This is a genomic window from Pseudomonas sp. MYb13, from assembly GCF_002980075.1.
In the GTDB taxonomy this organism is placed as follows: domain Bacteria; phylum Pseudomonadota; class Gammaproteobacteria; order Pseudomonadales; family Pseudomonadaceae; genus Aquipseudomonas; species Aquipseudomonas lurida.
In genome coordinates, this window is record NZ_PCQI01000005.1 from 135,572 (window position 1) to 146,633 (window position 11,062).

The following is an 11,062-nucleotide window of genomic DNA, read 5'->3' on the forward strand; positions in this document are numbered from 1 at the left end:
ACCCTCTAGCATCAGAAGGTGCAACCGATGAACCCAAAAAGTACAACCTTGGCAGGTCGCACCTGCAACCAACGCTATAAACGACAGTTGTTGAACCTGTAACAGACTGCGTAACGGAACTGCACATTTACAGTGCGTGATTGCTACAACTTGCACCAATACAGATTAGTAGCCTGCTAAGAAAATGCAGGGTTCTGAGCGGTATTTCGCTGATCAGATCACGATCCGCAAGCATTGCCCTGCGTGATACAGCGAGAAGCCAGCTTCATACAGGCAACTGCGCAGGCCCACCCCGGCCAACGGTTGCATGGGCGCAAACGGAATCGGCAACGCCTGGGCATTCTGGTTACACAGGTAGTCGGCAAACGCTTTGCCGACCACACTGCCAGTGGTCACGCCACGGCCGTTATAGCCCGTGACTGCCACCAACCCGGGGGCAGGCTCGAACAGCCGCATCAAGTGGTCCGGCGTGAACGCGATACAGCCGGTCCAGGTGAATTCCCACTGCACCGATTTGAGGTAGGGGAAGTAATGTTGCTGCACCCGATCGGCCCACGCCTTGAGGAACCATGTCGGTTTTTGGTTGCCATTGCCCAGGCTGCCGAGCAACAAGCGGCCATCGGCGTCGCGGCGGATACTGCTCAGAACCTGGCGTGTGTCCCAGGAGCCTTGGCCACCGGGCAAGATCTGTTTGGCAGCCTCGTCCGTCAGCGGGGCCGACGCGACCTGGTAGTAGTAACCAGGGAAAAAATTGCGTCGCAGTTCGGTCCACTCGCCTTCGGTGTAGGCGTTGGAGGCGATCACCACCTGTGCAGCCTGCACTGAACCCTGCGCGGTTTGCACCGACCAGTGCGAGCCTTGGCGCTCGAGCTGGGTGACGGGAGAATGGTCGAACAACTGCCCGCCCAGACCGACTGCCGCGTTGGCCAAACCACTGGTGTAGGCCATCGGATTCAGTGTGCCAGCACGCCGGTCCAGCAAGGCGGCCGCAATCTTTTTGGTACCGGTGGCTTGCTCGCAAGCCAGGCCGGTGAGCAACTCCACCGGCGCTCCACGGCGCTTCCATTGTTCTTCGCGACTGCGCAAATCCGCCTCGCCACGGGCATTGTGCGCCATGTGCAAGGTGCCCTCGCGGCGCAATTGGCAATCGATGTTGTATTTGTCGACCAGGCTGAACACCAGCGACGGCGCCGCGCCCAACATGCGGTTGAGCTGGCTGCCGACTGCCTCGCCAAAACCGGCTTCGATCTCGTCCGGCGGGATCCACATGCCGGCGTTGACCAGCCCGACGTTGCGCCCCGAACCGCCATGGCCGGTGCGGTGAGCCTCCAGCACGGCGACGCTTTTACCCTGTTCCAGCAAATGAACAGCCGCCGACAGCCCGGTGATCCCGGCGCCGATCACACACACATCGACCTTGACCTCGCCCTTGAGCGCAGCGTGCTCCGGCCGGCCGGGAGTGAGGTGTTCCCACAAACATGTTTCACGTAGTGCCATTGCCAGACTCCGGGATGAAACCTAACAAACAACTATTGTTTTGATGTGCAAGCCCAATCAACCGTGGGAGCTGGCTTGCCTGCGATGCAGGCACCGCGGTGCATCGTTTACACCGCGGTGATGCTATCGCGGGCAAGCCAGCTCCCACATTGGCCGCGCTGCGACGGGCGGGATCAGTCGAAGGTAATGCCCTGGGCCAGCGGCAACTCCAGCGAGTAGTTCACGGTATTGGTCTGGCGACGCATGTACCCGCGCCACGCATCCGAGCCCGATTCACGCCCGCCGCCGGTCTCTTTCTCACCGCCAAACGCACCGCCGATTTCCGCGCCACTCGGGCCGATGTTGACGTTGGCGATGCCGCAGTCGCTGCCCACGGCCGACATGAACTGCTCGGCTTCACGTACGTCGGTGGTGAAGATGCACGACGACAACCCTTGCGGCACGGCGTTGTTCAGGCGCAGGGCCTCGGCGAAATCGGTGTAGCCGACCACGTAGAGAATCGGCGCAAAGGTCTCGGTGCATACCACGTCGCTCTGCTCGGGCATTTCCACGATCGCCGGCGATACGTAGTAGGCGTTGGGGAATTTGTCTTCCAACTGGCGCTTGCCGCCGAACACCTTGCCGCCTTCGCTCAAGGCTTGCTCCAGCGCATCCTGCATATTCTCGAAGCCGTGCTTGTCGATCAGCGGGCCAATCAGGTTGCCTTCCAGGGGGTGGCCGATGCGCACTTTGGAATAGGCCGCCTTGAGGCGGGTGACGATTTCTTCCTTGACCGATTCGTGCGCGATCAGGCGGCGCAGCGTAGTGCAACGCTGGCCGGCGGTGCCGACGGCGCTGAACAGGATGGCGCGCACGGCCATGTCCAGGTCGGCGCTTGGGCCGAGGATCATCGCGTTATTGCCGCCCAGCTCAAGGATGCTGCGGGCAAAGCGCGCGGCGACTTTAGGGGCCACTTCGCGGCCCATGCGCGTGCTGCCAGTGGCACTGATCAGGGCCACGCGCGGGTCATCCACCAGCGCGGCACCCGCATCACGACCGCCGATAATCACCTGGCTCAGGTACTCGGGAGCGCCGTCGAACTTCTTCAGTACGCGCTCAAACAACGCCTGGCAGGCCAGGGCGGTGAGCGGGGTCTTTTCCGACGGTTTCCAGATCACGGCGTTGCCGCACACCAGCGCCAGCGTGGTGTTCCACGCCCACACCGCCACCGGGAAATTGAACGCGCTGATCACGCCGACCACGCCCAGCGGGTGCCAGGTTTCACGCATGTGGTGGCCCGGACGCTCGGAAGCGATGGTCAAACCGTACAGCTGGCGCGACAGGCCGACGGCGAAGTCGCAGATGTCGATCATTTCCTGCACTTCACCCAGGCCTTCCTGGGTGATCTTGCCGGCTTCCCAGGACACCAGTTCGCCCAGGTCAGCCTTGTATTCGCGTAATACATCGCCAAATTGACGCACCAGCTCGCCACGGCGCGGTGCCGGCACCTTGCGCCAGGCCTCGAATGCATGCTCGGCGCGACTGACCTGTTGCTCCACCTCGGCGGCACCTTCCCAGTGCACGCTGCCGATGCGGCTGCCATCAATCGGCGAATGCACAGGCTGTTTACCCGACTGGTACAGCGCCGGGTCTACCCCGAGACGATCAAGCAATGCGGCAACCATGGGTCACTCCTTCAATCTACAGACAGAAAAATTGCGCCGCGGCCCGCACGGCGATCCAGACCTTATTTGTAGCTGGCCCAAGACTTGCCAACAAACGACGATTAGGCGAGATATCATTCCGTTTATTCATGCAAAGAATAAAAAGAGGCGTGCCGTGCTGAACAAAAGACATTTGCCCTCGATCACTGCCCTGCAGTGTTTCGAAGCCGCCACCCGCCACCTGAGCTTCACCCGTGCAGCCGAGGAGCTGAACCTCACGCAAAGCGCGGTGAGCAAACAGGTGGCGCAGTTGGAAGAGCTGCTGCAACACCTGCTGTTTCGCCGGGTGCGCCGTCGCTTGCAGATGACCCCGGCAGGCGACCTGTACCTGGTGGAAGTGCGCAAGATCCTCACCCAGGTGGAGATGTCCACCCACTACTTGCGCTCCTACGGCGGCGAGACCGAAGTGCTGCGCGTGTCCACGCCCTACACCTTCGGCGCGCGCTGGCTGGTGCCGCGCCTCAAGGGCTGGCGCCTGCGTCACCCGCAGATCCACCTGGACCTGTGCAACGAGCAGGAGCCGGACGAGTTGTTGCAAGGCAAGGCCGACATGGCCTTCTACTTCGGCCAGGGCTCACGCCCCGGCACCGAGAGCCTGAAATTGTTCAGCGAAGAGCTCGTCCCTGTCTGTGCGCCGGAAAGCCTGCCGGCGCAGCCGTTCACCGACCCCACACAATTGAGCGACCTGGTGCTGCTGCAAAACGCCTCGCGGCCCCAGGGCTGGCACGACTGGTTTGCCAGCCAGGGCTTCCACACCGAGCACAGCTATCACGGGCCGCGCTTCGACACCTTCTATATGTGCATCCGAGCCGCGCAAGTGGGCTGTGGCGTGGCGCTGCTGCCACGGTTCCTGGTGGAAGAAGAACTGGCCGACGGCAAGCTGGTCATCCCCTGGCAGCATGCGATGCCCAGCCAGGACGCGTATTACCTGGCCTACCCGGAGCATTCGGCGGAGGTGCCAAAGGTGCGCGATTTCGTGAAGTGGATGATGGAACAGGTTTAGCGCTTTTTGACTGCACTACCGTCATCGCAGGCCAGCCAACTCCCACATTTGGAATGCATTCACCTGTGAGTGCCAGGCTTGCCCGCGACGGCGTCTGCAGCCATTCCAAAAAAATCACTGGCAAAACCCCACGGGTCTATGCGCCACTAGCCCCCTTCCTTAATTGTGCGTAAAGGTCGGCGCCCATCGCCGACCCGTCTGGAGATTCCCGTTATGAGCGAGAGTGTGTTTGCCGATCGCATCGTGCAGAACTTGCTCGACACCGACTTCTACAAGCTGACCATGATGCAGGCGGTGCTGCACAACTACCCCAACGTGGAAGTTGAATGGGAGTTTCGTTGCCGTAACAGCGAAGACCTGCGCCCGTACCTGGCTGAGATCCGCTACCAGATCGAGCGCCTCGCCGAGCTGAGCCTGAGCCCGGACCAACTGGGTTTCCTGGAACGCATCAGTTTCATGAAGCCAGACTTCCTGCGCTTCCTCGGGCTGTTCCGCTTCAACCTGCGCTACGTGCAGACTGGCATCGAGAACGGCGAGCTGTTCATCCGCCTGCGCGGGCCGTGGTTGCATGTGATCCTGTTTGAAGTGCCGATGCTGGCCATCGTCAGCGAGGTGCGTAACCGCTACCGCTACCAGACCGTGATCCTCGAGCAGGCCCGCGAGCAGCTGTACCGCAAGTTCGACTGGCTGACCGCCAACGCCAGCAGCGACGAGTTGGCCGAGCTGCAAGTCGCCGACTTCGGCACGCGTCGGCGCTTCTCGTACCGCGTGCAGGAAGAAGTGGTCAGCGTGCTCAAGCATGACTTCCCCGGGCGCTTTGTCGGCACCAGCAACGTACACCTGGCCCGCGAGTTCGATATGAAGCCGCTGGGCACCATGGCCCACGAATGGATCATGGCCCATCAACAACTTGGCCCGCGCCTGATCGACAGCCAGATCGCCGCACTGGACTGCTGGGTCCGCGAATACCGCGGCCTGCTGGGTATTGCCCTGACCGACTGCATCACCACCGACGCGTTCCTGGGTGATTTTGACCTGTATTTCGCCAAGCTCTTCGACGGCCTGCGCCATGACTCCGGGGACCCGGTGCAGTGGGCGGAGAAAGCCATCGCCCACTACCACAAGCTCGGCATCGAACCCATGAGCAAGACCCTGGTGTTCTCCGACAGCCTGTCGCTGCCCAAGGCCCTGCAAATATTCCGCGCGTTGCGTGGTCGAATCAACGTGAGCTTTGGCATTGGCACCAACCTGACCTGCGACATTCCAGGTGTCGAGCCGATGAGCATCGTGCTTAAAATGACCGCCTGCAATGGCCAGCCCGTCGCGAAGATCTCCGATGAAGCGGGCAAGACCCACTGCACCGACCCGAATTTCGTCGCCTATTTGCGTCATGTTTTCAAAGTACCTGCCATTTCTAGCAAGGAGTGAATCATGCAAGCCGTACAGCGTGAGATTGCTGAACAGCTCAAGGTCCAAGCGCCGTTCAAAGACCAGGCCGCCCTTGAGGCCGAAGTCGCCCGCCGCGTGACTTTTATCCAGGACTGCCTGCGCAATTCCGGGCTCAAAGCGTTGGTGCTGGGCATCAGCGGCGGTGTCGACTCCCTGACCGCTGGCCTGTTGGCCCAACGCGCGATGCAGGAGCTGCGCGCCAGCACCGGCGATGAAGCCTACCGTTTTATCGCCGTGCGCCTACCCTACGAAACCCAGTTCGATGAGATTGATGCCCAGGCGTCGGTGGACTTTATCGAACCGGACGAACGCCACACAGTGAACATCGGCCCGGCGGTTAAATCCCTGGCCAATGAAGTGGCGGCATTTGAAGGCAAGGCCGCGGTGTCCCGCGATTTCGTGTTGGGCAACACCAAGGCGCGCATGCGCATGGTCGCCCAGTACACCATCGCCGGCGCGGCCGGTGGCCTGGTGATCGGCACCGACCACGCAGCGGAAGCGGTGATGGGCTTTTTCACCAAGTTCGGTGACGGCGCCTGCGACCTGGCGCCGTTGAGCGGGCTGGTGAAGAACCAGGTACGCGCGATTGCGCGGCACTTTGGTGCGCCGGAGTCGTTGGTGGAGAAGATTCCGACTGCCGACCTGGAAGACCTGTCGCCAGGTAAGCCGGACGAAGCGTCACATGGCGTGACCTACGCCGAGATCGATGCGTTCCTGCATGGCGAGCCGGTGCGCGAGGAAGCGTTCAGGATTATCTGCGACACGTACCGCAAGACCGAACACAAGCGGGTCATGCCGTTTGCGCCGTGAGGTGAGCCGGAGCGTGTTGTATTGATCGTTAGATTGCCATCGCAGGCAAGCCAGCTCCCACTGTTGACCGATGTCCAACATGAGAACGCGGTCGAGTGTGGGCGCTGGCTTGCCTGCGATGAACGATGACGCGGTCTTACTTGACGGTCACAGTGCCTTTCATCATCGAGATGTGGCCTGGGAACGAGCAGAAGAATGCATAGTCAGTACCGGCCGCCAGCTTCGACACGTCGAAGGTCACCGAGTCTTTCTCGCCAGCACCGATGATTTTGGTGTGGGCGATGATCCGATCGTCACCTGGTTTCAGGTAGTCCTTGTCGATACCCGCGGCCATGCCGTCAGTGGCAACAGGCTGCATGTTGGCGGCGCTGGTCAGCACCCAGTTATGGCCCATGACGTTTTTCGGCAGGTTGCCGGAGTGAGTCAGCTCGACGGTGAATGTCTTGCAGCTCTTGTCGATTTCAATGGCTTTGGTGTTGAAGGACATCTGGTCAGTGGAGTCGACGGTGACCTTGCACTCTGCAGCAAGCAACTGGCCGCTCGCCAGAGTCAGCAGGGAAACAGCAACGAGTTTGGCAAACATGTGAATCTCCAAGGCAGGGTTTAGAAAACGCGTATTGCGACAAAGGGTGCCTGAAGCAGGCAGAAATTCTTATGATCTGAATCAACAGATTGTATACAACTTTAGGCTATCAGACTGATCAACACAATCTACCAGCCAAAGTACTGCGACCTGCCTATGATCGGCTCATCACCCACCGGAGTCCGAGCCATGCACCTTAATCAACTGTTCAACGGCCTGCTGGCTGCCTACGCCTGCGGTAAGTGAAGGCCAAGCGCACCTCGAAGCTGCTACCATGTCGTCCCAAGGCAGCTGCGCGCCGCCACCCTCACCTTCGACCCTAGAGGATCGCCCATGGCCAAACCTAATTACTCCTTCGCCAAACGTCAGAGAGACTTGGCCAAGGAACAGAAGAAAGAGGAAAAACTGCAGCGCAAGAAAGCCGCTGCCGATGAAGAGGCCGGTGCACTGAACCCGGATGCCGATGCTGAAGTAACGAGCGACGAGACCGAAACACCAAAAGATCCGGCTGAATAATTTCCTTTGTGCTGAGCCGGCCCCTCCGGCTCGGCACAATCAACCGTTATTCCAGCGGCATCACCGTCACCCGCACCTCAGGGTCATGGCTCCCTCCCCCCAGGATCACCCCTCGCAACGGCGACACATCGGAAAAGTCCCGGCCCCAGGCCAGGGTGATGTGCTCCAGTGCCGGCTGCACATTGTTCGTCGGATCGAAGTCCACCCAGCCCGATACCGGGCAATACACCGACACCCACGCATGGGACGCATCCGCGCCGATCAGCCGTGGTTGGCCGGGCGGTGGCTGGGTGAGCAGGTAACCGCTGATGTAACGCGCCGCCAGCCCCCGCGAGCGCAGGCAGGCCAGCATCAGGTGAGCAAAGTCCTGGCACACGCCGCGTCGGCGCTCCAGCACTTCCACCAGCGGTGTGGCGACCTGGGTGGCTTCGGCATCGAAAGTGAACTCGCTGAAGATCTTCTCCATCAATGCCTGCACGCCCAACAACAGCGCCTCGCCAGGAGGAAAGCAGCTTTCGGAGAACTCGACGAAGGTTTTCTTCAGGTGCACATAGGGCGATTCGAAACGGTAGCGGCAGGCTTCGATCAGCTCTGGCGGCATGGCCTGGCTGCTGTAGGTCAGGCTGTCGCGGGTCTGGTCCCAGGCCGGCGATTGCTGGAAGTCCAGCGCCGGCCGCGCCAGCACTTCCACGGTCAACCCGGCATTCACCAGCAGCTCATCATGGGGCCGCTCGAACGCCAGGCGAGTGATGGGATTGCCAAACACGTCCAGCTCATCGCGGCGCGACGTCGGCTCCGGGCTGATATCCAGTTGTTGCGAGCTGCAACGCTGCCAGGCGCACGGCCGTGGCCACAAGTGCGCCAACTGCTGGGCCAGGGACACCGGGCTGTCGTAGTGGTAATGAGTATCGTGGAAAATCTGATAGCGCGCGCTCATCACACCGACACCGTTTGCTGGCTGACATCATCCACATGTGCAAAGTGGCGCAAGGCCAGGCGGTCCGACACTTGCCCACTCTCATCGGCGACGGCTTGCAGCAGGTCAGCCAAGCCATCCAGCGCGGCACGCACGCTGGCTTCGCCAAACAACGGGTTCTCCAGGCAGCCCAGGTCGAATCGCGCCAGGCGCTCGACCAATGGGGCCAGGCCGGTTTCCCGCGCCACGCCGAAATCGTCGTTGAGACGCCGCAGGGTGCGGCTCACCAATTTGAGCTGGAACAGCACCGCATGGGGGTTCTGCTCGTCCAGCAGCAGCAGGTCGAGGACGGGGATCAACTGTGGCACCGCCAGGTAGCGTGAGCGATAGGTGATGCTGCTGTTGCCCAGCTCCAGCAACCACTCCAACCCCGCCTGGTCGAACACCGCCACGCCTCGCAGGAACGCCGCCAGGCTGCTGCTCAGAAATTGCAGGCGCTCGATGCGCCGGCCCATCATCAAGAAGCGCCAACCTTCGTCGCGGGTCATGTCGTCCAGGGCAAACCCGGACAGTGCCGCCAAGGACATCACCAGGCGGTTGAGAAAATCCAGCAACTCGCCAAAATCCGGGGTGTCGCTTTCCAGCTCAATGGCCTCGCGTTGCAGCTCCACCAGGGCTTGCCAGTTCTCCCGGGACAACTTGCCGCGCACCTGAGACGCCGCCCACTGCAAGCGTTGCAGGTTGGCGCGCAGACTCGAAGGCCAGTCATCACCGAGCAGCGCCGCCAGCAGGCGTTCGGGCAACTCGCCCTCCTCCGGCAACAGCCGCAGGTTTTCGCCCAGCTCGACCGCCGCCTGCAAGGCCAGCGGGTCGTCACCGTCCACGTAGCGCGCCAGCACGATGCGCAGCCAGCGTGCACTGTCATCGCAGCGCTCGCAGTAACGCCCGAACCAGAACAGGTTTTCCACCACGCGGGACGGTAGATAAGGATCGCGGCGCACCAAGTCATGGGCGCCAATCGCCCGCTGGGCACGCCAGTGCTCGCTACCGGCGGCGCGTTCGCCCAGCACCCAGGTGTCCTTGCTGGCGCCGCCACGTTGCATCGACACCACTTCGGCATCGGCTTCGGCGGCCACCCGCGTCAGGCCGCCGGGCAGCACGCGGTAGCCGTCGTCGCTGGCCACCGCGTACACGCGCATGCCGATGGCGCGGTGTTGCAGGTGGTCATCCACGGTGTGCCACACCGGCGCCTGGGACAGTTGCGCCAGCTCCTGCGCGACATAGGCGTAGGGCCGGGCGCGCATGCGCTCGGCCAGGGCCTGGCGTTGTTCGTCGTCCAGGTCACGGCCGAATACCGGCGCAAAACTCTGCGACGGAAACGCCGGCTTGATCAGCAGTTCCGGCAGTTTCTCCAGGGCTTCAGCGAGCACCGGCGCTTCACCGCACCACCACGTGGCAATGGACGGCAGGATCAGTTCTTCGCCAAACAGGAACTCATTGATCTTGGGCAGGAAGCCCAGCAAGCCGGGGGACTCCAGCACGCCGCTGCCCAAGGCATTGGCCACCAGCACATTGCCTTGGCGCACGGCGTCCAGCAGGCCGGGCACGCCGAGGGCCGAGTCGGTGCGCAGTTCCAGCGGGTCGCAGAAGTCGTCATCCAGGCGGCGCATGATCGCGTGCACCCGGCGTAGGCCGCTGAGGGTCTTCAGGAATACGGTGCTGTCGCGCACGGTGAGGTCGCCGCCTTCCACCAGCGGGTAGCCGAGTTGGCGAGCGAGGTACAGGTGCTCGAAATAGCTTTCGTTGAAGCGGCCTGGCGTGAGCAACACGATCAGCGGGGGCTGGTTATCAGCGGGCGCCTGGCGGGCCAGGGTTTCCTGCAAGGTGCGGAAGAAACCGGTGAGGTGCTGAACTTGCAGGTCCCGGTAAAGATCCGGGAACGCCCGCGACACGATGGTACGGTTTTCCAACGCATAACCGGCACCGGATGGCGCCTGGGTACGGTCGGCGGTGACCCACCAACGGCCATCCGGCGTGCGCGCCAGGTCCACGGCGTACAGGTGCAGGAACGCACTGTCCGGCAGCTGAATGCCCTGGCACGGCCACAGGAAGTTGTTATGCCCGAACACCAGCTCGGCCGGCAGCAAGCCTTCCTTGATTAGGCGTTGCGGGCCGTACAGGTCGGCCAACACGGCATTGAGCAGGCGCGCACGCTGGGCGATACCCGCCGACAGCTGCTGCCATTCATTGGCGGCCAGCACATGGGGTAGCAGGTCCAGCTCCCAGGGACGGTCCGCGCCCTTGGGGTCGGCGTAGACGTTATAGGTCACGCCGTTTTCCTGGATCTGCCGGGTCAGCAGCGCCTGGCGCTGGGCCAATTGCGCGGGTGTGCTGCGTTGCAGATGGTCGAGCAGGCGCCGCCAATGGGCACGTACCGCGCCACTGTCGTCCAGCAGTTCGTGATAGGTGCCCGCGGTCAGCGGGTAACGGTCGAGCAAGTCGGACATGGAACGCTCGGCAGGGGCAAGGGGGCTCAGATTAACCTAACAAACACGGCAAATCCCCTGTGGGAGCGGGCTTGCTCG

Annotated in this window: 9 protein-coding genes; 4 read left to right on the forward strand and 5 right to left on the reverse strand. The window is 62.1% G+C overall.

Annotated features, from left to right (window positions below; all coding sequences use genetic code 11):
• Nucleotides 1-213 precede the first annotated feature (213 nt).
• Both CQ002_RS12145 and CQ002_RS12150 read right to left on the reverse strand, forming a co-directional pair.
• A complete protein-coding gene (locus CQ002_RS12145) occupies nucleotides 214-1,497 on the reverse strand; it encodes an FAD-binding oxidoreductase (RefSeq protein ID WP_105161572.1) in 1,284 nt (427 codons plus the stop codon).
• Nucleotides 1,498-1,670: 173 nt separating this feature from the next.
• On the reverse strand, nucleotides 1,671-3,161 hold the full coding sequence (locus CQ002_RS12150) for an aldehyde dehydrogenase family protein (RefSeq protein WP_069021513.1): 1,491 nt from the start codon (nucleotides 3,159-3,161) through the stop codon (nucleotides 1,671-1,673).
• 154 nt (nucleotides 3,162-3,315) lie between these two features.
• Between CQ002_RS12150 and CQ002_RS12155 the strand changes: the two genes are divergently transcribed.
• The 3 genes from CQ002_RS12155 to nadE all read left to right on the forward strand — a co-directional run bounded on the left by CQ002_RS12155 (nucleotide 3,316) and on the right by nadE (nucleotide 6,462).
• Complete coding sequence (locus CQ002_RS12155) at nucleotides 3,316-4,203, forward strand: LysR family transcriptional regulator (RefSeq protein WP_034105664.1); 888 nt, start codon at nucleotides 3,316-3,318, stop codon at nucleotides 4,201-4,203.
• Nucleotides 4,204-4,416: 213 nt separating this feature from the next.
• On the forward strand, nucleotides 4,417-5,631 hold the full coding sequence (gene pncB, locus CQ002_RS12160; RefSeq protein WP_034105666.1) for a nicotinate phosphoribosyltransferase: 1,215 nt from the start codon (nucleotides 4,417-4,419) through the stop codon (nucleotides 5,629-5,631).
• Between the two features lie 3 nt (nucleotides 5,632-5,634).
• The gene (gene nadE / locus CQ002_RS12165; protein WP_034105668.1) at nucleotides 5,635-6,462 is read left to right on the forward strand and encodes an ammonia-dependent NAD(+) synthetase; all 828 of its coding nucleotides are present in this window, start codon (nucleotides 5,635-5,637) and stop codon (nucleotides 6,460-6,462) included.
• Nucleotides 6,463-6,598: 136 nt separating this feature from the next.
• On the opposite strand, the gene azu is transcribed toward nadE, so the two are convergent.
• Nucleotides 6,599-7,045 carry an azurin gene (gene azu, locus CQ002_RS12170; RefSeq protein ID WP_010213586.1) on the reverse strand — a complete coding sequence of 149 codons (447 nt, stop codon included), beginning with the start codon at nucleotides 7,043-7,045 and terminating at the stop codon, nucleotides 6,599-6,601.
• A 333-nt stretch (nucleotides 7,046-7,378) separates the two neighbouring features.
• Here azu and CQ002_RS12175 point away from each other — a divergent pair, with 333 nt between their 5' ends.
• Complete coding sequence (locus CQ002_RS12175; protein WP_034105670.1) at nucleotides 7,379-7,561, forward strand: hypothetical protein; 183 nt, start codon at nucleotides 7,379-7,381, stop codon at nucleotides 7,559-7,561.
• Nucleotides 7,562-7,607: 46 nt separating this feature from the next.
• On the opposite strand, the gene CQ002_RS12180 is transcribed toward CQ002_RS12175, so the two are convergent.
• Together CQ002_RS12180 and CQ002_RS12185 are read right to left on the reverse strand one after the other, a co-directional pair.
• Nucleotides 7,608-8,498, reverse strand: a complete 891-nt coding sequence (locus tag CQ002_RS12180) for a transglutaminase family protein (protein ID WP_105161571.1) — start codon at nucleotides 8,496-8,498, stop codon at nucleotides 7,608-7,610.
• A complete protein-coding gene (locus tag CQ002_RS12185) occupies nucleotides 8,498-10,984 on the reverse strand; it encodes a circularly permuted type 2 ATP-grasp protein (RefSeq protein WP_105161570.1) in 2,487 nt (828 codons plus the stop codon). Before CQ002_RS12185 ends, CQ002_RS12180 begins: the two co-directional genes overlap by 1 nt.
• Nucleotides 10,985-11,062: the final 78 nt, after the last annotated feature.

Bases quoted from the DNA above. Each gene is read 5' to 3' on its own strand.
- CQ002_RS12145 (WP_105161572.1), bottom strand. From the start codon at position 1,497: ATGGCACTACGTGAAACATGTTTGTGGGAACACCTCACTCCCGGCCGG.
- CQ002_RS12150 (WP_069021513.1), bottom strand. From the start codon at position 3,161: ATGGTTGCCGCATTGCTTGATCGTCTCGGGGTAGACCCGGCGCTGTAC.
- pncB (WP_034105666.1), top strand. From the start codon at position 4,417: ATGAGCGAGAGTGTGTTTGCCGATCGCATCGTGCAGAACTTGCTCGAC.
- nadE (WP_034105668.1), top strand. From the start codon at position 5,635: ATGCAAGCCGTACAGCGTGAGATTGCTGAACAGCTCAAGGTCCAAGCG.
- azu (WP_010213586.1), bottom strand. From the start codon at position 7,045: ATGTTTGCCAAACTCGTTGCTGTTTCCCTGCTGACTCTGGCGAGCGGC.
- CQ002_RS12175 (WP_034105670.1), top strand. From the start codon at position 7,379: ATGGCCAAACCTAATTACTCCTTCGCCAAACGTCAGAGAGACTTGGCC.
- CQ002_RS12180 (WP_105161571.1), bottom strand. From the start codon at position 8,498: ATGAGCGCGCGCTATCAGATTTTCCACGATACTCATTACCACTACGAC.
- CQ002_RS12185 (WP_105161570.1), bottom strand. From the start codon at position 10,984: ATGTCCGACTTGCTCGACCGTTACCCGCTGACCGCGGGCACCTATCAC.